This window comes from Pseudoalteromonas sp. SR44-5 (assembly GCF_014163675.1).
GTDB classification, from domain to species: domain Bacteria; phylum Pseudomonadota; class Gammaproteobacteria; order Enterobacterales; family Alteromonadaceae; genus Pseudoalteromonas; species Pseudoalteromonas rhizosphaerae.
This window is the reverse complement of record NZ_JACJDT010000024.1, coordinates 45,830-68,665: the sequence shown is the minus strand read 5'-3', so window position 1 is coordinate 68,665 and position 22,836 is coordinate 45,830. Positions and strand designations below refer to the sequence as shown.

Below are 22,836 nucleotides of genomic sequence, written 5' to 3'. Positions count from 1 at the left end.
TTCTGCTTGACGTTTCGCTTCTTCTTCAGCTTTCTTCAATGCGGCCTCTTCTGCTTCTTTTTGCAGACGCTCAGCTTCAACGCGATCTTTTTCAGACTTCGCGGTTTGTTCTGGGGTCATCTGCTTCTGTTTTGCTACACGTTCAGCATCTGCTTTACGTTTAGCTTCTTCTTTCACTTTACGGTCAGCCTCTTCTTTGGCTTTACGCTCTGCGTCTTGTTTTGCTTTAAGCTCAGCTGCTTCTTTTGCAGCTTGTTGCTCAAGTTCACGACGAGCGGCTTCTTCTGCTGCTATACGTGCTTGCTCTTGCTCTTGCTCAACCGCGCTTTTCTTCACGTAAGTACGTGTTTTACGTACTTCAACTTGTACTGACTTTGCTTGACCTGTAGAACCCGTAACACTTAATGTGCTTTTGCTCTTACGTTGCAATGTCATACGCGCTGGGCCATCTGAGCCTGTGCCGCCGTGTTGCTTGCTTAAGTGATCAAGTAACGTTGCTTTTTCTGCTTCAGTTACATTATCACCCGCTTGCTTAGTGATACCGGCTTGCGATAATTGTTGAAGCAATTTATCAACAGTTGTACCAATATCCCCGGCTAGTTTTTCAACATTTACTTCTGCCATAGTCTCTAATACCTCCGTTAATAAATTACTCGTCTGCGAACCAACAAATGTTGCGCGCAGCCATAATTAGCTCACCCGCTTTCTCTGGAGAAAGCTCTGTGATATCGACTAATTCATCAATACCTTGCTCTGCTAAATCTTCTAGCGTGACAACCCCTTTGCTTGCCATAACAAACGCAAGGTGACGCTCTAACCCTTCAAGTGCTAATAAGTCTTCAGCAGGCTCTGCACCATCAAGGCTTTCTTCTGTTTTAAGTGCTTTAGTCGTTAATGCATCTTTTGCACGTGAGCGTAACAAATCAACAGTATCTTCATCTAAACCATCAATTTCTAAAAACTCAGACGCAGGCACATAGGCAACTTCTTCAAGGGTTGAGAAACCTTCGTTGATAAGTAATGTTGCAAAGTCTTCATCGATGTCTAAGTTTTCAGTGAATAAGTTAATTAACTTATCAGATTCAGCTTCGTTCTTAGCGCGCATCTCTTCAACTGTCATTACGTTTAGTTCCCAACCAGTTAACTGGCTAGCAAGACGTACGTTTTGACCGTTACGACCAATTGCTTGTGCTAGGTTATCAGCTTCAACAGCGATATCCATTGAATGGGTGTCTTCATCCATTACAATTGAAGCAACTTCAGCAGGTGACATTGCATTAATAACGAACTGGGCTGGGTTGTCATCGTAAAGTACGATATCAACACGCTCACCACCAAGTTCAGTCGATACTGCTTGTACACGTGCACCACGCATACCAACACACGCACCAATTGGGTCGATACGTTTGTCGTTAGATTTCACGGCGATTTTAGCACGTGAACCTGGATCACGTGCCGCTGCACGTAGTTCAATCATCTCTTCGCCAATTTCTGGCACCTCAATGCGGAATAATTCCATCAGCATTTCTGGCTTAGAGCGTGTTACAAATAACTGTGCACCACGAGCATCAGGTTTTACTTCATAAAGTAAACCACGGATGCGATCGCCAGGACGGAAATTTTCACGTGGTAACATGTCATCACGGTAAATAACCGCTTCAGCATTGTTACCTAAATCTAATACGATTGCGTCACGCGTTGCTTTTTTCACAACACCTGTTACTAACTCGCCTTGTTGATCTTTATAAGCTTCTACAACAAGTGCGCGCTCAGCTTCACGTACTTTTTGTACGATTACTTGTTTCGCCATTTGTGTAGTAATACGGTCAAATTTAATTGACTCGATTTGCTCTTCGATGAAATCACCAATCTTAAGATCTGGGTCATCAACCTGAGCCGCTTCTAACGTGATTTCGCTGTAAGGGTTTTCCAGTGAGCCATCTTCAAGTACTGCAGCAATCTGCCAACGACGGTAAGTGTCGTAGTCACCTGTTTTACGGTCAATTGCAACGCGTACTTCAATTTCACCAGTATGTTTTTTCTTAGTCGCAGTCGCTAATGCGAACTCTAACGCTTCGAAAATCTTTTCTTTTGGAACCGCTTTCTCATTGGAAACGGCTTCAGCAACCAATAATATCTCTTTTGCCATGGGTTATGCCTCGCTTGCCCTATTCCTTCGCACTCGGATTAAAACTTTGCGATGATGTTCGCACGTTCAATGTTACTGAGCATAATTAACTGCTCAGTACCGTCATATGAAAGTGTGATCATATCACTGCTAACTGCTATTAGATCGCCTTTAAAATTACGGCGACCATCTTGTGGAAGCTTAGTACGCACGCGTACTTCCTCTCCTTGTGCCTTCTCGTAGTGATCTTGTTTGAATAATAGACGATCAACACCAGGAGACGATACTTCCAAATCATATTCATTTGTAATCGGGTCTTCGACATCTAAAATTGCGCTTATTTGACGACTTGCATCAGCACAATTATCAACCGAGATCCCCGCTTCGTGATCGATATAGACCCTAAGCGTAGAATGGCGACCCGCTTGCACAAACTCTAGACCATGTAATTCAAAGCCTAACATTTCAACTGACGGTGAAAGCATGGTTAATAAATCTTGCTCAAGTTTTGTCACGAAAATTCTCCATACAAACAAAAAAAGGGCTTATAGCCCTAAAATACTTAGCTTTTACCTTGATTTAAAATCAAGAGGTGCAGATACAACAACGCCCCGAACCAAGCGGGGCGTCACACCTAAAGCATAAAACTGTGTGGCCATGGGCCAAGCTTGGTTGCGGATAGCTAACACCATCTAAATTAAACCCAAAGGCTTAAACGCAAAACGCGCATTACATAGAATGCGCGACTTCAAATCAGTAACTAAAATCGCTACTCAAAAGCATGGCTTCAAGAATTGAGAAACACCAATAAAATTAATGGCTTATCTCAAAAACTTGGTTGCGGGAGCCGGATTTGAACCGACGACCTTCGGGTTATGAGCCCGACGAGCTACCAGGCTGCTCCATCCCGCGCCAACTTGTATCAAATATCTGATACTTGCCTAGCAGCTAATTAAGTGAGCTAGACAATGGCGGCTATTATAAAGAGGCTTGGCGGAATTAGCAACCAAAAACTGGTAAAGAATGACTAGATTATAAAGTACAAAATTATAGGTCAGAACAATTCGCTATAACGGAACACCAAGTGCGATTTTTAAAAACCAACATAAAGGCCCTAGGGCGTGTTGACCTTTTGTGATTAATTTTGCAGCAGTATGTTTGGTATTTAGGCAAGGCAGAGTCTATGTAGTGTGGTTGTTCCCCATAAATAGGCGATAACGCAGTATAAATTCCAAACATGCGCTGCCCAAAGGGTTCTTCCTAGGGGCGATTAACTCTTTGTTGCTCGATTTTTACTTAGCCCACTAGGTTACAAACCTCGCGCCGCGATTAAATCGCCCCTAGATTGAACAAATTTCAATCCACAAAGGTCAACACGCCCTAGCCTTATTGGCATTAATAAAGCACGCTATCGCGCAATTTCCATCGATTTACTCACTCTTTCCTACACAGCGTCTATACTAAGTTTTTAATGGCAATCTGCATATTTAAGGCTATTTAGAGAGGGCTTATTATGAGTATTTCTGCTCATCATCAAAAAATGTTATTATGAAGTATCGCAATAATAAAACCCTACTTTCACTGTTTTACTGTTACCTTTCATGTGCAATTAAAACGTCATGCATTGACAATGCAATGGCCTAGCAGTGATGAAATAAGTGAAAAAAGTTATTTGTTGTATTGCTCATTGGAACGCACTATTACCCACTTAGATCGCTTATTGTCTGTATTACCTTTTATTCATTATCATGCCAACAACCTAAGTAAATCTGGCCTCACTTGTCAGGATGTTGATTTATTATGTGATGCTTTTATAGCTGCGCTAAAAATTCATTTGGGCCGAGAATTTACGCTAAACCTAGAACAAGCGTGGCGTTATGCACTCAGGATGTTTAACAGCATAGTGAAAAGCTATTTATTTAATACCAGTAATATTGTTGCAATTAACAAGTCCGTGCAGCAGCAAGTGAATTCATAACAAATAACCTACATGCATTATTCTATACTGGCTAACTCTTGTAGAAGACGATCTATTTGGTGCTGTTCAACATCGATTAAAGTTGCATATTTTGATGTTAACGCACTCATTTTTCTAGATAAGGAGTTATCAAAAGTCGCATCAGTTAAGTTATTCGGTTGCTCTTTAGCCTGAGCTTCGAGGGCTGCTATTTGGCGATCCATTTGAGCTTGGTAAGTATCTATTTTTGATTGTCGCTGTTCAACATCTCGTTTGATTTCTTGTGACCGAATGAACGAATCAATACCTTTGCTCTGGGTTGATTGTTGGTCAATTTCAGACGTGTTTTTCGACGCAGGCAAAGCGTGTTTTTCTTTTAAGAGTCGATCAATATCCCGCTGTTCACGTGCAATTAAAACGTTATAGCGCTCTGAAATACTGGTCATTTGATTAGCTATTGCAGTTTCTTTTTTTGCACCAGATAAATTATTTAACTGCGCATCTGATTGCTCACCTAAGGCGGCAATTTGCTGATTCATTTTCTCGCTTAAGCTATCAATTTTATCTTGATGCTGTTGAATATCAGCATCAATTTGCCGAGTCCGAATATAACTATCAACGCCCGAGGTATCAATATTTTCATTAGCAACAATCTGACTAGATAAGCTTGGGTTTTGCTCTTTTACAGAGATTAGTTTCGCATCATCACCACATGGAAATTGACTAAATTCCACGACGCCTTTTTTTTCACACTGATAGACTGTGGCATGCAAAGAACTAACATGGCAAAGTGCAATGAGACAAGGTAAAACAATTTTAAATTTGCAAATAGCATACTGATATTGATTCATAAGGCGACACTCCTTTGTTTACGTATTAATACCTATACCACGACTATCAGTATTAATAAATGCGATCTAATCGACAATTTAATTCGTATAAAACAATTTTGAGCAAAATTAATGATCTATAATACTCTGAGATTTATTTTTGGCGACCAACTTAATGCCAATCACAGTTGGTATAAAGAAGAGGATCAAACACAATACCTTTATGTCATTGCTGAATTAAAACAAGAAACAGATTATGTAAAACACCATATACAAAAGGTAGCGGCGTTTTTTGCGGCAATGGAGAACTTTGCGACTGCGCTCAAACAAGCACAATTAAATGTGCTTCATTTAACACTCGATGATACCCACGATGACGCATGCATTACCTCATTACTAACACGCTTGGCGAAGCAATATCAGTGTCAACAAATCCAATATCAGTATCCTGATGAGTATAGATTAAAAACTCAACTGCAAGAGTTTGCAAACAGCAGTGACTTTAATGTTAGTGCCACAGACAGCGAACATTTTTTATTACCTTTTGCTGATATCAGCGACCATTTTAAAAAAGATAAGCATGTGAAAATGGAATTTTTTTATCGCATGATGCGCAAGCGCTTTGACATATTGATGCAAGATAATGCTCCACTAGGCGGGCAATGGAACTTTGACCAAGACAATCGTAACAAATTAAAAAAAACTGATTTAGCTGCTATCCCTGAACCAAAAATATTTACCAATAATATTGAAGCTATTTTACAGCGCATAAAAAAACACCAGGTAAATACCCTTGGCCATTGTTCAGCAACTTTATTATGGCCAACCAGTCGTGCTCAAGCAAAACAATTACTCGATTACTTTTGCACTCATCTACTCCCCTGTTTCGGAAAATTTCAAGACGCGATGACCTGTCAGAGCTCATACAAATGGAGCTTGTATCATAGTCGTATCGCGTTTGCACTTAACACAAAAATGCTGCACCCAATGCAAGTTATTAAGCAAGTACTGGCTGAGTTTGCGGCACGCCAAGAACAGATCACGCTTGCCCAAGTTGAGGGGTTTATTAGGCAAATTTTAGGTTGGCGAGAATATGTAAGAGGTATTTATTGGCAAAATATGCCTGATTACGCGAGTAAAAATGAACTTGAGGCTGCTCGTCTGTTACCAGATTATTTTTGGAGTGGCAAAACAAAAATGAACTGTATGAAACAGGCAATCACGCAGAGCTTAGAGACCGCCTACGCGCATCATATTCAACGCTTAATGATCACCGGAAACTTTTGCTTATTAACCGGTATTGATCCAAATGAAGTTGATAGCTGGTATTTGGGCATTTACATCGATGCCATTGAATGGGTAGAAATGCCTAACACCCGTGGTATGAGTCAATTTGCAGATGGCGGCCTAATCGCCACAAAACCGTATGCCGCAAGCGGTAACTACATAAACAAAATGAGTGATTACTGCACCAGCTGCCACTATAACGTAAAACAAAAAAGTGACGACACGGCTTGCCCTTTTAATAGTTTATATTGGCAATTTATGCACACCCATGAAGCCCGCTTAGCTCGTAACCCACGTATTGGCATGGTCTATAAAAATTGGCAAAAACAAGATACATCACAACAGCACGCTATTTTAGAGCGAGCGCAATGGTGCCTAAATAATATAGAAAAACTCTAACAGAAGTATCATATCAGGTAATATTGTTAATTAAATGTTTAATTAATTTGTAATTATAGTGTAATTACCCTACTTTCTAATATTAGAAATTACTCCACAACACTATGAGAACACGATGAAAAAACAGTTTTTAACGGCATTATTACTGATCAGTACAAGCCAAGCACAGGCATTTAGCCAAGAAACACATAAACGTATCGTCATCGATGCAGTGAACTATATGCAGCAGCACCCAAGCAGCACACAGTTTTCGGCATTAAGCAAATACGCTCAACAAAATAATATGACGGTAACCCAGTTAGCCGAAGTACTAGGCCAAGCAGCCTATGATGTGGATGACTTTGAAGACACCTTCTTTTGTGGTGCTGTAACGGGGTCATGTGTTCAAGCACCAATATGGGGAGCAGCAGAGAGTATTGTTAAATATACCAGCTATTGGCATTTCCAAAACCATACCCAAGGGGCTGATCAACACGGTAACGACTTTGGTGGCTACAATTACCAAAAACTGACGGTATGGGGCACCGTTGATAACTTGGCTTCAAGCTGGTTAAAAGGTGACTACCTTGATGACGGTCAAGGCGGTGAAACAGGCTGGTTTAATGCCGATTCATCAAAGTACAACAGCTATGGTATTACTGAAGCTAATTACCGAATTGACAGCCAATCAAATTACAACATGTACGATGACTTTGAAGAAATGCCTTTTCAGCCAATTGATAATTTAGGTCAATACTGGTATCAAAGCTATTTGCAAAGTGGCAACCCACAAGTGTTAGGTTTTGTTTTCCATACAACTGACTTACTACAACCACACCATACTTGGACCACATCTGATCTCAATCATTCAAGCTGGGAAAGCTGGGTAAAAGACTACTATGATCAGGAACAACTCAATGACTCTGCCCTTATTACACAAGCCATGCAAACATTTTCAGCACTGGATATAAACAGTCAAGACGTACGCCCTTTACTGACACAAGGTGGCGCTTTTTCTTATGCTCAAGGCGGTATTGTGCTTAATTCACAAGACCATTACGACCGCTTAAATACGGCAAAACAAGTGATCCCACATGCGATTGCCATGGTTGTGCACCTACTTAATCATGCCATGGTCGTACGCCAATGAAAGCGCTGAGCAGTTGTATTTTGTTATTGTTAGGACTGCTTTATAGCAGCCTAACAATGGCATCATTTAACCAATATAGCGCTGCTGAAGTGCGTTTAATGCAGCAAGTTTATCAACAACACAATGCCAACATTAGTCGCAAAGACGTTCGTAAACATATGTTTGAAAATCAATTTTTATTATATCAAGCAGAACAACATATGCCTGAGCTGCTTGAACGTCAATCTGCGGTAGGCTTTAGCACGCAGTACCATGTTGAGCGCTATTTAATGAACATATTTGACAGGCAACTCAATTTATCAACATCCTATGTTAAAGGAAGTAATCTCACACAATATAATGCCCAGTGGCTGCTCAAAGTATTGCCTAGCTACCCTGCTGATGGCCAATACAACGCTGAACAAATCAATAAAATGCAGCGCACTGAGCTCAGAGGGCTCTTTACAACCGCCGTCAATCTTTATGAGTTTATAGCCCCTTTATCTATGCAAGTACGCTTTCGACTGCACCAAGGTGAAAGTGACTTATTCAAAACTGAAGTGATAAAAAAGCAACAATTTGAGGCGTTGCTTTTAAAAGCAACGCCATTACTTTTAAAGCAAGGGATCAGTATCGCGCACCTAGAAGAACTAGCAAAAGGCGATATTTTAAGGCCTTCGATTCAAAGTTGGCTAGGTATTAAAGACATGATGCACGTTCAAAGCCCAATACTCGACAGTCTTGAACAACAAATATCCGATAAAGAAATAAAAAATTATTATCAGGCAAATAAAGCGCGCTTTAAATACCTTAGTGAAGTGACAGCTTACGGCGCTGCGTTTACTGAGCGAGAGCAAGCGGTTCGCTTTAGAAACACAGTACAAGCAAGCTCTTTTACAGATGCATTATATATATCACAGCAAACCGACATTTATGCTAAGTATCACAATAAACTAACTCGCAAAAATAAAAGTAATTGGGCTGTGCAACTGGCTTATACGCTAAAAGCAGAAGAATTATCTGCGGTGATGCGCTCACCTGAAGGTCTATGGGTCGTCATAATTAGTAATAACCATCAGTATAACTACTTTAGCGCTACTGACGAAACGGTTCGCTATCAAGCTAAAAAAGCCATCGCAATACAAAAAGCGCAGCAACGCTATCAGCAAAATTGGCTGGCTTGGCAACAACAAAATGCAATAAAACTATGAATAAAAAAGCTATCTACATAATTACAGGCGTCGCTTGTTTAGGTTTTTTAGTAATAAATTTAACAACAGAGCGAAAACGTGAAATAGCTCCCATCCGCGCTGCTGATGATTTAACGCCAGTAACGCCCGCACCACAAATAAATAATGCGTCGGCACCGACAGCTATTAATCCAGATATGACTGCTGAAGCGGCGATTGATAGTCACACCTCATTAAAAAATACTGATGCCAGTCAACAACTGCCGCCCATTACTACACCGAGTTACTTGCCTGTCATCGCAAAAAATCCAATCAGTGCGAGTCAGTTTCAAGGCGACTTAACCGATCATCAAGCTTACCTCGATTTTCATAAACAGCAGCAAACTCAGCTCGAGCAACGCTTTGTAATAGCTGCTCAACAAAAAATAACTAACCTTGAAAGCTTGCTCGAAAAAGGCCGTCAAAAAGGCCTCCCTCAACGGCAGCTGCAAGTTGCTATTGATAAAATTGCCGCCTTAAAAGACATGCAAGCCAAATTAAAAAGTAAAGATACAAACTGAACACAGCATCATTAATCATCTGCGATTAATGGTGCGCTAAGCGGACCCGATGTTTAAGCAAAGCTAAAAAAGCCGCCTCAACTGAGGCGGCTACTAAAAATAACAAGTAAATTAGGGGAAAAACACTGTCAAAGGGATGGTTATTTACCTTCTAGCAAGTTACCACTGCCAATTTCAATTTTACGTGGTTTAAGTGCTTCAGGGATCTCGCGTTGCAAGTCGATACTAAGTAGCCCATTGGCTAAATCAGCGCCGAGTACTTTAACGTGGTCACCTAGCTGGAATTTGCGTTCAAAGTTGCGCTCAGCAATGCCTTGATGAATAAATTTGCGCTCTGCGCTGTCATCTTTATTGGCTTTAATGCCAGCAACTTTTAAGGTGTTATTTTCTGACTCTATCGTCAGCTCATTATCACTAAAACCGGCAACAGCCATAGTAATGCGATATTTGTCTTTATCGAGTGCTTCGATGTTATACGGAGGAAAACTTGGCTGCTTGTCAGTGCGAGCGGCCGCATCCATTAAAGATGCTAAATGATCGAAGCCAATGAATGAACGATAAAGTGGTGATAAATCTATTGTACGCATAATAATATCCTCATATTTAAGCGATATTTTGCATGTGCTTTTCGGTTGAACAAGCGCAAGCAAAGTTTAATTAATAATATAAATTTCAATTACTTCTGTTTAGTTGGGACCCATCAGGCGTCCTCACTAAACTATATATGGACGGCAAAATTGTTTTCAAGATTATTTTTGAAAAAAGTTTTATTTTTTTCAAAATCTCTTTTTGCCTACTCAATAAAGTGAGGACTCAAAGTTTGCTTTTCAAGTCTTTAAATAGTAATAAGGGGAATTAGCTTTAGAGGTCGATATGAAAAAAGTAACGAGTTTGCTGCTCAATATAATTATGTTAGTTGTGGTGTTTTTTGTAGTGACTACATATCAGCAACGCAATTTACTCAGCTCAGATAGCAGCCCTGCTCCATATTTTAATTTACCTGTGCTCAATGACAGCGAACAACGTATTGATATTGCGATGCTCAAAGGTAACACCACCGTGGTTTATTTTTTTGCGCCATGGTGCACAATCTGTCGTTACAGTATGCCAAACCTAGAAGCGGCATTGGTTGATTCTAATATCAACGCCATTGGCATTGCACTTGATTATAAAAATGAACAAGCAGTTGCGCAGTTTGTTAGTGAACTTAAACTCACAATGCCCATTTTACTAGGCGATAAAAATACCCAGAGTAATTATAAAATCAGCGCCTTTCCTACTTACTATGTAATTGATCAACAACTGCGAATAACCGCACGCTCAATGGGCTATTCAAGCCAATTAGGTATTACTATCAGAGCTCAAAACTAAATGTAACAGCTTGTAACACCTCCCTACATTTGCCTACATTTTCGTACAGTTTACTACGTATTTTTATATATTTTCTCATTACTATAGGTCGCAGTCACACTTACTCATAACCATGGAAGAATCATGTTAGCCACCTGCTTGCCATCACTTTACCGTTTAACGCCACTGGCGTTGTGTTTGCCATTTTTAACGCACGCCAACGTTGATGCTAATGAAGAAATAATAGAGCGTCTTGAAACCGTTTATAAACGCAGTAGCATTACCAGTGAAATAACCGAAAATACTGAAAAACTGATCACTATGCCCGGTGCTATGGGCGATCCACTGCGGGCAGTATTTGCATTACCAGGCGTTGTCGCCGCTGGCGGCTCAATGAGTGAACCGGCGGTACGTGGCTCATCGCCCGATGATAATTTGTTTGAAGTGGATTTTATGCCTGCAGGCTATATTTTTCATGATTTCGGCAGTTCTATTTTCAACAAGTACATTATTCAAGATTTTCAACTTTACTCAGCAGGCTATGGCACCAGTTACAGCAACGCCACCGGTGCCGTATTTGACGTAACACTGCGTAACCCTAAATATCAACCGATTACTACCACGCTTGATCTTACAATGTTTAATGCCGGTGTCTTTGTTGAAGGGCAACTCACGCAGAACACCGCGTTTTATTTATCAGCACGTAAAAGTACATTACCACTGTTCTTCTCTAAAGGTGAAGAGCTTGAAAACGACGATGGTGAACTCAGTGGTATCACCATCAATGATCCCCCAGATGATCATGATTACCAAGGCAAATGGATCTGGGATATAAACAATCAAAACGCCCTAACAGTGTCATTTACAGGCGCAAAAGACTCGGTTGCAGCAGGCTTTAATCAACGCGCTGAACTTTCACTAAAAAATCCTGAGTATCAAGGCGATGCTGATTTTATTCGTGAATTTACCAGCCAAAGTATTTTATGGGATCACTTTAATAAAGACTTTCATTTACGCTTAGGCGTTGGTTCGCTCGAACATTCTGGCCGATTGGAATACGCTAAACGTGCCACGCTAAGTGATGGCTATTTTGATGAAGAACAACAAAAGCAAATCACTTATAAAGGACGATTAAATTGGCGTGTTACTAAAGCCCAGCAACTGGTGTTTGATGCCGCCTATTTTGATAACGACAGTACTTACAGTTACGATAGTTTTCAATATCTTTGTACCGAGCTCGATCCTGATTGCGATCTAAACAAAGGTGAGCGAATAACGGGTAAAGACAAGCTAGCCCTTGATAAGTTCTTTGTTGGTGTTAGCCATGTTTGGGTTATTAACGAACAATGGCAAAGCGAAGTCGGCGTGCAATATCAAAGCAATGATTACACTGATGAAGATTTTGTGATGCCGCGCCTTGCGCTTAGCTACTTTATTAATAATCACAATAGCATCAATGCTAAATACGGGCATTATAATCGCATGCAAGATATTGACACTCTATTGCCTGAACACGGCAACCCGAATTTACGTTCGCAAACCTCAAAACACAGCAGTTTGGGTTTTGCACAAGAACTTGCCGATGAATGGACATGGTCTATTGAAGGGTATTACAAAACCATGGACGATTTACCGTTGGCATTAAACAATTATTCCGATGCAGCAATTCGTTACAGTAATGATGTAACTGGGCGAGCTTACGGTGTTGATCTATTAATAAACAAAAATAAAACTGATAAATGGTATGGCTGGCTTGCAGTTAGTTATGCCAAAAGTGAACGTACTGACCAACGCCAAAATATCACTCGGGATTATTACGCTGATACCCCTTTAGTTGTCAACATGGTGTTTAATTACCAAATCAGTGAAAAATGGCAAGGCGGCTTTAACTTTACTGCCCGCAGCGGTCAAGCTTACACCCCGATTGTTGGCGTCACAGAAAATTCCGAATTCGAAGGACGTTTTTTACCACAATATGGTGATCCATTTTCTGAGCGTTTCGATGTTTATCATCGGCTTGATCTTCGTTTTGAACGTCAAACCGACTTTTGGGGCTTAGACGGTGTGTTAATTTTAGAATTAATGAACGCCTACGGCCAAGCAAACACCAGTAGCATTGATTTAGATTATCAGAAAGTAACCTCGACTAATGATTTAATTATCAAAGAAAACGAGGATGATTTTGAAATGCGCCCTTCAATTGGCTTTAGTGTTAAGTTTTAATTAGCCACCCCACATACACCTTTAATATTGATTAAAGGTGTATGTAATCATTAAAATAGAATTCATCAATCGTTTTTTTACGCTGTTTATTTTTTCTCAATTAGTTAAGATGAATGTAAATAAAATCGAGGAGAGCGATATGTTAACTGTAATTTTTGGCCGTGAAGGCTGCCCTTATTGTGTACGTGCTAAAGATGTTGCTGAAAAACTAGCAAATGAACGTGATGATTTTAAATATCGTTATGTTGATATTATTAAAGAAGGCGTGAGTAAAGCCGATTTAGAACAATCAGCAGGTAAGCCTTGCCCAACCGTGCCACAAATCTTTATTGACCAAGCACACATCGGTGGTTTCACTGAGTTTGAAGCTTACGCTAAAGAGAATCTTGGACTTTATCAATAAGTTCTGTATAAAATTTGTTAATCAATTTGATTTACCCACAATCAAATTGATTAAATTATGACCAACATCAACTACATACAAATTAGTTTCAATTTATACAAGCATTTGCCTCGTAAATCCTATACAATGCGCGCCTCTTTAAATTCGTTGAGGCGTATTAATGTCAGAACCAGTCACGTTTGAATCTCTAAATCTTTCTCCTGCAATTTTGAAGGCAGTTGAAGAGTTGGGTTACAAGACACCATCTGAAATCCAAGCTCAATGTATACCGTTATTGCTAGAAAGAAAGGACGTACTGGGACTAGCTCAAACGGGTACAGGTAAAACCGCAGCATTTGCACTGCCATTACTTAATAATATTGACCCGTCTGTGAAGCAGCCGCAGATCCTTGTACTCACACCAACCCGTGAGCTTGCGATCCAAGTAGCTGAGGCATTCGAACAATATGCTAAACATGTTCGTGGTATTGAAGTATTGGCACTTTATGGTGGCCAGAGCTACAGTATCCAATTAAGTGCACTTCGTCGTGGCGCGCAAGTTATTGTCGCTACTCCAGGTCGCTTAATCGATCATATTAACCGTGGCACTATCAAGTTTGACAGCTTACAAGCTCTTGTACTTGATGAAGCCGATGAAATGTTACGTATGGGCTTTATCGATGATGTTGAAAACATCATGGAAAAAACGCCGCGCGAAAAGCAAACATGTCTTTTCTCTGCGACCATGCCTAAGCAAATTCAAAACATCAGCAGCAAATATATGAATAACCCTGAACAGGTTCATATATCTGCGCGTAACTCAACAGTATCATCTGTTGAGCAAGTATTTTGGAATGCCAGCGTACACAAGAATAAAGCGATTGTTCGCTTTTTAGAAGCTGAACAATATGAAGGCGCGATTGTTTTCGTACGTACACGTAACGATACAGTACAACTTGCTGAATTATTAGAGCGCGAAGGTTTCTCTGCAGCTCCACTTAACGGTGACATGAACCAGCAAGCACGTGAACGCACAGTAGAACGCTTAAAAAGTGGCATGCTAAACGTTGTTATCGCAACAGACGTTGCAGCACGTGGTCTAGATGTTGACCGTTTAAGCCTTGTTATCAACTACGATATCCCACAAGATTCTGAAGCTTATGTTCACCGTATTGGCCGTACAGGTCGTGCTGGTCGTACTGGTAAAGCGATTCTTTTCGTAAAACATAACGAACGTTATTTACTTAAAAATATCATTCGTCATACGAATTCAGATATTGTACAAGTTGAACTACCAACTGCAAAAGTTGTTGAAGAAAAACGTATCGAAGCGTTACAAGCTAAATTAGCTATTGCGCTTGAAAATAAAGATATTACTTTCTTTAATGAAGTAGCAGCTAATATGGCGCAAAAGCTTGAACTTGCTCCTGAAGACCTAGCAGGTGCGTTACTGTGCTTAGCACAGCAACAATCACCAATTAAGGTTGAAGAAGTTAAGATCCAACAACGTGAGCGTAGCGAACGTAATGACCGTAACCCACGTGAGCGTAATGATCGTGGTGACCGTGGTCGTCGTAATGAACGCAGCGAACGCCCTGCACGTGACCGTGATGCTAAACCACGTGAACGTAATAGCCGTGATGCAGGCCCTATGGATACTTACCGTATCGAAGTAGGTCGTGAACATGGTGTTCAAGTTAAGAACATTGTTGGCGCTATCGCTAACGAAGCTGACATCTCAAGCAAGTTTATTGGTGATATTCGTTTACACGACAATCACAGTACGGTTCAATTACCGCAAAACATGCCTAAAGATGTACTTGATCATTTCCAAAAAGTGTTTATTTGTAAACGTCCAATGGGCTTAACATTAACACAAGATCAAGGTCCTGCTGAACCACGTGCTGAACGCTCTGAGCGTCCATCAGGTGACAAAAAACGCAGCTTTAACAAAGATGACAGTGCACGCGGTGATAAGCGTAGCGGTCCTCGTAAAGAACGTCGCCCAGTAAGCTTCACAGCTAAATAAGCAACGACTCTTTAATAAAAAAAACCTTGCCACGAAAGTGACAAGGTTTTTTTGTGTTTGGAATAAAGTAAATATTCGTGAGGGGAAGATTTTGTGAAGTCACAATATTCGTTGATAGCAATTGCATTGAATGAATGAGTATTTGAATTCGCTAAAATAATCATGTTTTTAATAAAATTGGCATAAATAACGCTCTAACATCTATTTTTGCTTCTAAGCGAGCCGCAATCAAATATAAACCAGCAAGTTTACGGTGAATAAATAATGCATCCACTGGTGGTGTATGCCATTGCTGTGCTTGTGCACTAAGTTGCAACCCAGCATCTTTAATATTTGCTGCCAGTTGACTATTTTTAAAATCAAAATCACCATCGTGACGCAGTGGCTCACACGCCATTAAAAATAGCTCTATAACATTATCTTTATAACTGTCACGCAATGTATCTTTAAAATAACCAATCTGAGTGGCCGCATTTAATACCCCATCACGATTATTCTCACTGCCTGCTTTAAATAAAGCTAGATAAGCTTGGCTCAACTGAGGCGAAATCTCACGGGTTGCCCCAAAATCAAATAAAACGATTTTTTGTGTGGCTGGTTGATAATGAAAATTAGCAAAGTTTGGATCTGTTTGTATCAGTCTAAATTCAAACATTTCTTTAAAAAATAACGCAATAAGTTGCTGTGCCACAAAGCTTTGCTCTGCTTTGGGTAGATCGGTAATTCCCTCTATAGGCTGAGCCTCAATATACTGCATCGTTAATATTTGTTTAGTACTGTGCTCTTTATAGACGTTAGGAACAATAAAGTGTCGGTTATTTGCCAATGCATTTTTATAACGTAATAAATACTGCGCTTCACGGTGATAATCAGCTTCCGCTAATAATTGTATTTTAGCCTCTGCGACGAGTGGCTTGATATCAAGATCTTTAGGTAGTAAACGAGACAGTGTAAGCAGCGATATAACATTATCAACATCACTGACCACACTTTTTGCGATCCCCGGGTATTGAATTTTTACAGCTAATTGCTCGCCGTTTTCATGGTAGGCCAAATGCACTTGACCAATAGAAGCGGCAGCAAATGGCCTAAGCTCAATATGTGAAAAACGCGATAACCAGTCATCTCCCCACTGCTCTTTTAATACAGTAATGAGTTGTTTATGTGGCATGGGGTTAGCGTCTGATCGAAGTAATGCAAGTAATTGAGCAAGCTCTGGACTGAGTAGATCCCCAGCATCCATTGACAGTAGCTGCCCTAATTTCATTGCCGCACCGCGTAAGTGTGATAGTTCTGTCGCTAGGTTTTTTATGTTTTTAGGCTGCAGTAATAAGCTCTTATTATCCCAACCCTTTCCTGAAAGAGTACTTTTGGCTCCCTCAAATAACATATTACTCGCGACACTGGTTGCTAATGAGCCTAACTTTGCAAAGCGTGAAAATCGAGATGTAGGAACAGCGCGTTCATTGGCCATACTAAAACCTAGTTAACGAATATATTTACCGGTTTATACGTACCAAGCTGGGTATACGATCGAATTGACAACTGGCTGGATAAAACTAACCACAAAAAAACCTCGCCATTATAATGACGAGGTTTTTACACATAAATATTTAGCCGTGATTTATTAAGGCGCGACTGCTGGGTACACGTAACTTGCGTCTAATCCAAGCGGGATACCCAGTGCCCAGTAACCGAGTAAAAATAAGCTCCAGCCAATCATAAAAGCGATTGAATATGGCAGCATCATCGCGATAAGCGTGCCAATACCCGTGCCTTTGACGTATTTTTGGCAGTACACCACAACTAATGGGAAATACGGCATTAAAGGAGTGATGATGTTTGAACTAGAATCGCCCACGCGATAAGCCGCTTGAGTTAAATCTGGCGAGATACCTAACTGCATTAACATAGGCACAAACACCGGGCCCAGTAGCGCCCACTTTGCTGAACTTGAGCCAACAAACAAGTTTACAAAACCAGTTAAAAAGATGATACCGACAACAGTCACCGCACTTGGTAACTCCATGGCTTTTAACAGCTGCGCGCCTTCAATTGCCAGCAGAGCTCCCAAGTTTGATTTACTAAATGCAGCAATAAACAAGGCACAAAAGAACGCCATTACAATATAATACGCCATGCCGCCCATTGCTTTACTCATGGCATCTATCATATCTTTAGAGCTTTTAAAGGTGCCAACGGTAAAACCATACACTGCACCAGGTATCCAAAACAGTAGGAAAATTAGCGGTACGATAGATTGCATTAAAGGCGAGCGAAAATTAGTTAAAGAGCCATCTTCGCTTCGCATTGCAGAGTCCGCAGGGGCTGACACATAGGCTAATAACGCAAGACCTGCAATCATCACTGTACTTGCAATAAAAAACGCGCGTTTTTCGTCGCTACGGGCATCTTCAAATGCAGGTAAATCTTCTTTATTACCATCTAATTCGGTATTTTTTAACCGTGGTTCAATGATTTTATCGGTGATGTACCAGCCTAATAAAATAATGAATAAACTTGAAGCCGAGGTAAACGCCCAGTTATTTAATGGGTTAATCGACATCGCGGGGTTAATAATTTGCGCCGCACTTTGGGTAAAGCTTTGCAGTAGTGGATCAATCCCCGACGGAATAAAGTTTGCTCCAAAGCCACCACTGACTCCCGCAAATGCCGCCGCAATACCCGCCAATGGATGGCGCCCTGCTGCATAAAATATAACACCAGCTAACGGAATGACTAACACATAACCTGCATCGGTTGCTGTATGGCTGACGATGGCGACTAAAATAATTGACGGTGTTAAAAGTTTTTTAGGTGTCACCTTTAACATTAACTTAAGGCCAGTATTAATAAAGCCAGAATGTTCAGCAACCCCTACACCCAGCATGGCCACTAACACCACACCTAACGGTGCAAAACCGGTAAAAGTTTTTACCATTGATGATAAAAAGGTCGCCAACGAATCACTCGCCAACATATTATTAATAATAATGGCTTCACCGGTACGAGGGTCGATAGCGTCAAAAGTAACACCTGAGAACCACCACGACAGTAGCCAAATTAGTAACATGGCAAACAAAAAGATGATTGCCGGATCAGGCAGTTTATTTCCTACCCGCTCAACAAAATTTAAAAATCGCGCAACTATGCCCGAGGGCATTGCCGCATCTTTATTATTATTCATTTCACTTGTTCCCTAGAGTTTAGTCAGTGGTACTTTAGCGTATCTAGGGAATGAGGTAAATTTTAAGTGAACAGAAAATACATTTTATAGGAACTAAATAGGCTCAATGCACAAAAAAACGGCACTATTGCCGTTTTTTTAAATAACTTTTTATTTAGTCTTTTAAGCGAGTGCTTTTACTTCTTCCCATAATCTTACTACTAGGGCTTTATCTTCTTCGTTAAGCTCACCATTGCGATACGCTTTCACTAAACTTTTTTCAACGGTTTCATTGAGCTCATCTATTTCAAGATTAAGCTCTTCAACTTGCGCATAGCCTACTGCTAAATCAAAATGGCCTCGTAAATAACCACCGGCAAATAACTCATCATCAGTGGCTTTGATCACTAAGTCATCAAAATACTGTTGGGCTGCGTCAATATAATTTACTAAACTCACTTCTACTTCTCCTGATTTTGCAGGGTCTTCTACCAATCAATCTTGATGGCCTACTGCATACATAATATGGTCGTTAAATCCGCAGGTTACACGAATATAACCGCTTAATTCATCATCCAGCTCACTATCGCCTGTATCGCAAATGAGCGGGCGGCCGTTTAAAGCCTGTAATTTAGTTTTGGTAGCCACCACAATAATATTATCCAGCCCTATCGCGCGAATAAGTGCTGGGCTTAACTGTTGATTGCCACGGCCAAAAATATGGCCTTGGCCACCAATTAGCGTGATCACTAATTTAGTGTCGCGCTGATGGGTCATCGCTAATAATTGTTCAGCTGTAAGATCTTGCGCAATTAAGCTTTGATCTGCAACTAAATCAACACCTAATAAGGTATTTTCAAGTCCCATTTCTTGCATAATAGCTGCAACTGTTGAGCCACTGCCCATTACATATAACGTATCTTCATCCATTTCACTGACGACATAGCCGGCAATATCAGCAAGTACCAGCTCGTCGGTTTCTTTACCGCCATTTTTTACCGCTTGTACATAACGTACTTCACTGGGTACTTGCATTTCACCATAACGTTTTGCTTTAACTGTGCCTTGACGAAACGCATCTTCGTCAATATCCATCACATCGGCATCGCCTAAGGTAACTAGTTCACCTTTGACCAGCATTTCGACTACCCGCCCTGCGGCCTTTGGCGTGATTGCATAAACCCCTGAATGAATTTTACAGCCAGCAGGAATGCCAAGTGCCGGTACGCTATCTTCAACCGCATGACAAATATTGCGCGCAGTGCCATCGCCACCAGCAAATAAAATTAAATCAACACCTAGCTGTTGCAATACCTTGGCTGCACGCTCAGTATCATCTGCACTACTGGGGTGCTCGCTTTGATACACAACTTCGGTATTAAAACCAAGATCTGCCGCGGTGCTTTCACCCATTGAGTGATTAACAGTATAAATTGTTATTTTATCTTGATAAGGCAATAACACCTCAAGCGCTGCTTTAGTGCGTAAATTAGCTTTTGGCTCAGCGCCAAGCGCCAGAGCTTTAGCCGCAACACCATCACTACCTTTGAGCGCCACACTGCCACCTAAACCAGCAACTGGGTTTACAATTAGTCCTAACTTAAACTGCATTACTTAACTCCTGAGGATGTTGCCATACAAACTGCCCGGCATTCAATGGCCATGGCGTATTGTAAAATTCGCTTAATGCTTTTAAAAGTGCAGTAGTCCGAGGATTAAAGCCTATTTTTAGTAACTGTAAAAGTTGCTTGTGTACTCGCGCCTGAAAATCAAACCGACAGGTTTGTTCACCATTTAAATTATCAACCGAAACATTAAACTCAAAACCTGTAGCAACACTCAACGCCCACTCGATTGCTTGCGGTTTTACTTCAACGGCTTCAAATTCTGCTTGCTGAGCTTTATCACGGCCATCTGGGCAATACCAATAACCGTAATCTTCGAGTAAACGACGTTTATCACCCGCCACTAGCCAATGAGCAATTTCGTGCAGTGCACTGGCATAAAAACCATGGGCAAACACAATTTGATGATACGGCGTTTTAACATCAGCGGGAATATAAATAGGCTCATGCTCACCTTTGACCAAGCGTGTATTATGGCTGTGGTAAAAAGTGCGTTCAAAAATAGATGTTAAATCGGCTATTTGATGCATAAAAGTCTGATTAATTCGCCTCGGTAAAATGCAACAAATGCACATTAAAATCGAGGCGAATTGTACGGGCTTTTAGCAAGAATGTAAAAGTTGATAACGACTAAGCAGCCATGCGTTATTGTCTTGCCTTTACTTTGCAAATTTAGCTAAGCCAAAAATATGTATTCGCTGCAATCTAGCTCCTTTTATTTACTGTTCAAGTAATAACCCTTATCCTCTTTACACTTACTATCCGAATTTAAGAATAAAATTATAAACCCATGTTCAAATTACTTTTTATAAAACGACCGAAGCTTTTAGTTGTTACTTTAATTACGCTGATAAGTATCCCCCTGCCCTCATTTGCAAAAAGTGTCAGCATCAATGTGTTTGCAATCCCTTCCAAGTCAATCATTAACTTAGTTGAGCAAACTAGTGATGCATTAAAAAAAGAAGGGATCATGAGTTTTTATGAAAAAGGTAAGCCAGTGCACGCTACTTTGTATTTAACTGACTTTGTTGAAGGCTCAGAAGAAGACATTAAACGTGCTGTAAAAAGTATCACCGAGCAACATCAAGAGTTTGCTATAACAGCGCAAGGTTTTAGTGTTACGCAAAGTAATTGGGCATTTATTAACTTACAGTATTCGCCTAAGTTACAAAGGCTAGCAGATGAAGTAACAATGGCGATTGAGCCATTACGCGACACAAATGCCACAATCCCTAGCTGGGTTAAAAACTACCCCAACAAATTAACGGCATTTGAGCGCTATGGTAGCCCCAATGTATTTCAGAACTTTCAGCCGCATTTAACATTATTAGCTAACGAGAAAAGCCCTAAGCTCGTTATTTTAAATAAACAAATGCAAGTCCACCCGCCTGAAGCGCAGGGTAAAATAATCGGCATTGGGATTGGCATTTCAGACCCGTTTGGCCAACAGAAACAAGTGATTGCAGAATACTTTTTTAATAACGATAAAAACTAACTTATTTTTATCGTTATTGTTTTACTAAGTAGCGTTTCAGTAGACGGGTATTGCGGGTATTTGCTTTAAAGTAAGCGTCAAAAATATCACCGACAAGCGGAATTAGGCCACCAAAAAAATCAATCAACATATTTATTACGATACGTAATTTTATACGCTTACTAACTCCTAGACGCTGGGCTTCAAATAGAATATAGCTAGATAAAATTAGCCCAGCTAGATCTCCAATACCAGGCAGAATACCGATCAGTGCCTCTACGCCAAACTTAAACCGAGTAAAAGGAATGCCAATACTGCTGTCGGTAAAGCGACTAAACCTTTCTAGCCGCTTTAATGTATCTTGGTGTGATAGCTTAATCTGTTCCATACGTCCTCATAACCTTATCGCTTGGCAAGTTACTTTAAGTAACATCAACCCCTGCTTCATCGCAAGCAACAATATCAGTTTCTTTTAGCGCTTCGGTGATCCACTGTTGTAATGTAGGGCAACTTAAAACATGCTGACAATAATGCTCCGCCAAAGCTGAAAGTGAAATTTGGTAGGTTTTTAACCTAAGTACTACAGGCGCATACATAGCATCTGCGATACTAAACTCACCAAACAACCACGCATTTGGGTAACTACGTTGTTGCTGGCTGAATATTTCATCAATGCGGCTAATGTCTTTTTTAGCCGCCGCAGATAACTCAATTAGGCGAGTTGCACGAATATTCATTGGCATTTCATTACGCAGCGCCATAAAGCCGGTATGCATTTCAGCGCTTAAACTGCGGGCTGTCGCTCGCTGCGCAGTATCAATAGGCCAAGCTGTATTTGATAAATAAGCATCATTGATGTATTCACAAATTGCCAATGAATCCCATACCTGCAAGTCGCCATCGACTAAGGCGGGTACTTTCTGTACTGCAAAACTGTTTTTAAGCGTTTCATAAAACTCAGGGGTGTCTAATACGAGTTGTTTCTCAGTAAAAATAACATTGAATTTACTCATTAAATACCATGCTCTAAGCGACCATGTCGAATAGTTTTTATTACCGATAAATAATTGCATTTGCGTTCCTTAGTAGTGTTTAATATCCCTAATATAGAGCAGTAGTAAATTAATT

22 protein-coding genes and 1 tRNA gene are annotated in these 22,836 nt (G+C 40.5%); 10 read left to right on the top strand and 13 right to left on the bottom strand.

Annotated elements, in window-relative coordinates; all coding sequences use genetic code 11:
• From H5154_RS13810 to H5154_RS13795, 4 genes are all read right to left on the bottom strand, one after another.
• Window positions 1-624, bottom strand: a 624-nt coding sequence (locus tag H5154_RS13810; RefSeq protein WP_182718635.1) for a translation initiation factor IF-2 associated domain-containing protein, incomplete at its 3' end; no start/stop codon positions are given.
• A gap of 25 nt (window positions 625-649) precedes the next feature.
• A complete protein-coding gene (gene nusA / locus H5154_RS13805; protein ID WP_145240434.1) occupies window positions 650-2,149 on the bottom strand; it encodes a transcription termination factor NusA in 1,500 nt (499 codons plus the stop codon).
• A 38-nt stretch (window positions 2,150-2,187) separates the two neighbouring features.
• On the bottom strand, window positions 2,188-2,643 hold the full coding sequence (rimP, locus tag H5154_RS13800; RefSeq protein WP_145240432.1) for a ribosome maturation factor RimP: 456 nt from the start codon (window positions 2,641-2,643) through the stop codon (window positions 2,188-2,190).
• Between the two features lie 320 nt (window positions 2,644-2,963).
• Window positions 2,964-3,040, bottom strand: a tRNA-Met gene (locus tag H5154_RS13795).
• 718 nt (window positions 3,041-3,758) lie between these two features.
• On the opposite strand from H5154_RS13795, the gene H5154_RS13790 reads away from it, so the two are divergent.
• Window positions 3,759-4,106, top strand: coding sequence for a globin (locus H5154_RS13790; RefSeq protein ID WP_182740117.1), 348 nt, complete (start codon window positions 3,759-3,761; stop codon window positions 4,104-4,106).
• A 17-nt stretch (window positions 4,107-4,123) separates the two neighbouring features.
• On the opposite strand, the gene H5154_RS13785 is transcribed toward H5154_RS13790, so the two are convergent.
• Window positions 4,124-4,936 (bottom strand): hypothetical protein, encoded by an 813-nt coding sequence (locus H5154_RS13785; RefSeq protein ID WP_182718633.1) that lies wholly within the window; start codon window positions 4,934-4,936, stop codon window positions 4,124-4,126.
• Window positions 4,937-5,047: 111 nt separating this feature from the next.
• Between H5154_RS13785 and H5154_RS13780 the strand changes: the two genes are divergently transcribed.
• The 4 genes from H5154_RS13780 to H5154_RS13765 all read left to right on the top strand — a co-directional run bounded on the left by H5154_RS13780 (window position 5,048) and on the right by H5154_RS13765 (window position 9,459).
• Window positions 5,048-6,601 carry a cryptochrome/photolyase family protein gene (locus H5154_RS13780; protein ID WP_145240426.1) on the top strand — a complete coding sequence of 518 codons (1,554 nt, stop codon included), beginning with the start codon at window positions 5,048-5,050 and terminating at the stop codon, window positions 6,599-6,601.
• Between the two features lie 115 nt (window positions 6,602-6,716).
• On the top strand, window positions 6,717-7,730 hold the full coding sequence (locus tag H5154_RS13775) for a phospholipase (RefSeq protein WP_182718632.1): 1,014 nt from the start codon (window positions 6,717-6,719) through the stop codon (window positions 7,728-7,730).
• Between the two features lie 56 nt (window positions 7,731-7,786).
• Window positions 7,787-8,920, top strand: coding sequence for a peptidylprolyl isomerase (locus tag H5154_RS13770; RefSeq protein ID WP_259398508.1), 1,134 nt, complete (start codon window positions 7,787-7,789; stop codon window positions 8,918-8,920).
• Window positions 8,917-9,459 carry a hypothetical protein gene (locus tag H5154_RS13765; protein ID WP_145240420.1) on the top strand — a complete coding sequence of 181 codons (543 nt, stop codon included), beginning with the start codon at window positions 8,917-8,919 and terminating at the stop codon, window positions 9,457-9,459. Before H5154_RS13770 ends, H5154_RS13765 begins: the two co-directional genes overlap by 4 nt.
• A gap of 140 nt (window positions 9,460-9,599) precedes the next feature.
• Here the strand turns inward: H5154_RS13765 and H5154_RS13760 are convergent, their stop codons facing one another.
• Window positions 9,600-10,046, bottom strand: coding sequence for an Hsp20 family protein (locus H5154_RS13760; protein WP_182718630.1), 447 nt, complete (start codon window positions 10,044-10,046; stop codon window positions 9,600-9,602).
• A gap of 286 nt (window positions 10,047-10,332) precedes the next feature.
• On the opposite strand from H5154_RS13760, the gene H5154_RS13755 reads away from it, so the two are divergent.
• From H5154_RS13755 to H5154_RS13740, 4 genes are all read left to right on the top strand, one after another.
• Window positions 10,333-10,830, top strand: coding sequence for a TlpA disulfide reductase family protein (locus H5154_RS13755; protein ID WP_145240416.1), 498 nt, complete (start codon window positions 10,333-10,335; stop codon window positions 10,828-10,830).
• Window positions 10,831-10,953: 123 nt separating this feature from the next.
• A complete protein-coding gene (locus H5154_RS13750; RefSeq protein WP_182718629.1) occupies window positions 10,954-13,032 on the top strand; it encodes a TonB-dependent siderophore receptor in 2,079 nt (692 codons plus the stop codon).
• A gap of 139 nt (window positions 13,033-13,171) precedes the next feature.
• Window positions 13,172-13,435, top strand: a complete 264-nt coding sequence (locus H5154_RS13745; protein ID WP_149983014.1) for a GrxA family glutaredoxin — start codon at window positions 13,172-13,174, stop codon at window positions 13,433-13,435.
• Between the two features lie 160 nt (window positions 13,436-13,595).
• Complete coding sequence (locus tag H5154_RS13740) at window positions 13,596-15,443, top strand: DEAD/DEAH box helicase (protein WP_145240410.1); 1,848 nt, start codon at window positions 13,596-13,598, stop codon at window positions 15,441-15,443.
• 160 nt (window positions 15,444-15,603) lie between these two features.
• On the opposite strand, the gene H5154_RS13735 is transcribed toward H5154_RS13740, so the two are convergent.
• The 5 genes from H5154_RS13735 to H5154_RS13715 form a co-directional block, all read right to left on the bottom strand.
• On the bottom strand, window positions 15,604-16,917 hold the full coding sequence (locus tag H5154_RS13735; RefSeq protein ID WP_149983015.1) for an AarF/ABC1/UbiB kinase family protein: 1,314 nt from the start codon (window positions 16,915-16,917) through the stop codon (window positions 15,604-15,606).
• A 153-nt stretch (window positions 16,918-17,070) separates the two neighbouring features.
• Window positions 17,071-18,630: an AbgT family transporter gene (locus H5154_RS13730; protein ID WP_149983016.1), complete on the bottom strand. Its 1,560-nt coding sequence runs from the start codon at window positions 18,628-18,630 to the stop codon at window positions 17,071-17,073.
• 162 nt (window positions 18,631-18,792) lie between these two features.
• The gene (locus H5154_RS13725; RefSeq protein WP_145240403.1) at window positions 18,793-19,068 is read right to left on the bottom strand and encodes a YfcL family protein; all 276 of its coding nucleotides are present in this window, start codon (window positions 19,066-19,068) and stop codon (window positions 18,793-18,795) included.
• Between the two features lie 36 nt (window positions 19,069-19,104).
• A complete protein-coding gene (locus H5154_RS13720; RefSeq protein ID WP_182718628.1) occupies window positions 19,105-20,220 on the bottom strand; it encodes an ATP-NAD kinase family protein in 1,116 nt (371 codons plus the stop codon).
• Entirely contained in the window at window positions 20,210-20,764 is a 555-nt protein-coding gene (locus H5154_RS13715) for an elongation factor P hydroxylase (protein ID WP_149983018.1), read from the bottom strand. The genes H5154_RS13720 and H5154_RS13715 overlap by 11 nt, the downstream gene beginning before the upstream one ends.
• 260 nt (window positions 20,765-21,024) lie before the next feature.
• On the opposite strand from H5154_RS13715, the gene H5154_RS13710 reads away from it, so the two are divergent.
• Complete coding sequence (locus tag H5154_RS13710; RefSeq protein WP_182718627.1) at window positions 21,025-21,729, top strand: DUF1045 domain-containing protein; 705 nt, start codon at window positions 21,025-21,027, stop codon at window positions 21,727-21,729.
• Window positions 21,730-21,742: 13 nt separating this feature from the next.
• Here the strand turns inward: H5154_RS13710 and H5154_RS13705 are convergent, their stop codons facing one another.
• Window positions 21,743-22,096 carry a DUF4112 domain-containing protein gene (locus tag H5154_RS13705; protein ID WP_145240395.1) on the bottom strand — a complete coding sequence of 118 codons (354 nt, stop codon included), beginning with the start codon at window positions 22,094-22,096 and terminating at the stop codon, window positions 21,743-21,745.
• 34 nt (window positions 22,097-22,130) lie between these two features.
• On the bottom strand, window positions 22,131-22,781 hold the full coding sequence (locus H5154_RS13700; RefSeq protein ID WP_145240393.1) for a glutathione S-transferase family protein: 651 nt from the start codon (window positions 22,779-22,781) through the stop codon (window positions 22,131-22,133).
• Window positions 22,782-22,836 lie beyond the last annotated feature (55 nt).

Coding starts and splice junctions, on each gene's coding strand:
- nusA (WP_145240434.1), bottom strand. CDS start 2,149: ATGGCAAAAGAGATATTATTGGTTGCTGAAGCCGTTTCCAATGAGAAA.
- H5154_RS13790 (WP_182740117.1), top strand. CDS start 3,759: ATGCAATGGCCTAGCAGTGATGAAATAAGTGAAAAAAGTTATTTGTTG.
- H5154_RS13785 (WP_182718633.1), bottom strand. CDS start 4,936: ATGAATCAATATCAGTATGCTATTTGCAAATTTAAAATTGTTTTACCT.
- H5154_RS13780 (WP_145240426.1), top strand. CDS start 5,048: ATGATCTATAATACTCTGAGATTTATTTTTGGCGACCAACTTAATGCC.
- H5154_RS13775 (WP_182718632.1), top strand. CDS start 6,717: ATGAAAAAACAGTTTTTAACGGCATTATTACTGATCAGTACAAGCCAA.
- H5154_RS13770 (WP_259398508.1), top strand. CDS start 7,787: ATGGCATCATTTAACCAATATAGCGCTGCTGAAGTGCGTTTAATGCAG.
- H5154_RS13765 (WP_145240420.1), top strand. CDS start 8,917: ATGAATAAAAAAGCTATCTACATAATTACAGGCGTCGCTTGTTTAGGT.
- H5154_RS13760 (WP_182718630.1), bottom strand. CDS start 10,046: ATGCGTACAATAGATTTATCACCACTTTATCGTTCATTCATTGGCTTC.
- H5154_RS13755 (WP_145240416.1), top strand. CDS start 10,333: ATGAAAAAAGTAACGAGTTTGCTGCTCAATATAATTATGTTAGTTGTG.
- H5154_RS13750 (WP_182718629.1), top strand. CDS start 10,954: ATGTTAGCCACCTGCTTGCCATCACTTTACCGTTTAACGCCACTGGCG.
- H5154_RS13745 (WP_149983014.1), top strand. CDS start 13,172: ATGTTAACTGTAATTTTTGGCCGTGAAGGCTGCCCTTATTGTGTACGT.
- H5154_RS13740 (WP_145240410.1), top strand. CDS start 13,596: ATGTCAGAACCAGTCACGTTTGAATCTCTAAATCTTTCTCCTGCAATT.
- H5154_RS13735 (WP_149983015.1), bottom strand. CDS start 16,917: ATGGCCAATGAACGCGCTGTTCCTACATCTCGATTTTCACGCTTTGCA.
- H5154_RS13730 (WP_149983016.1), bottom strand. CDS start 18,630: ATGAATAATAATAAAGATGCGGCAATGCCCTCGGGCATAGTTGCGCGA.
- H5154_RS13720 (WP_182718628.1), bottom strand. CDS start 20,220: ATGCAGTTTAAGTTAGGACTAATTGTAAACCCAGTTGCTGGTTTAGGT.
- H5154_RS13715 (WP_149983018.1), bottom strand. CDS start 20,764: ATGCATCAAATAGCCGATTTAACATCTATTTTTGAACGCACTTTTTAC.
- H5154_RS13710 (WP_182718627.1), top strand. CDS start 21,025: ATGTTCAAATTACTTTTTATAAAACGACCGAAGCTTTTAGTTGTTACT.
- H5154_RS13705 (WP_145240395.1), bottom strand. CDS start 22,096: ATGGAACAGATTAAGCTATCACACCAAGATACATTAAAGCGGCTAGAA.
- H5154_RS13700 (WP_145240393.1), bottom strand. CDS start 22,781: ATGCAATTATTTATCGGTAATAAAAACTATTCGACATGGTCGCTTAGA.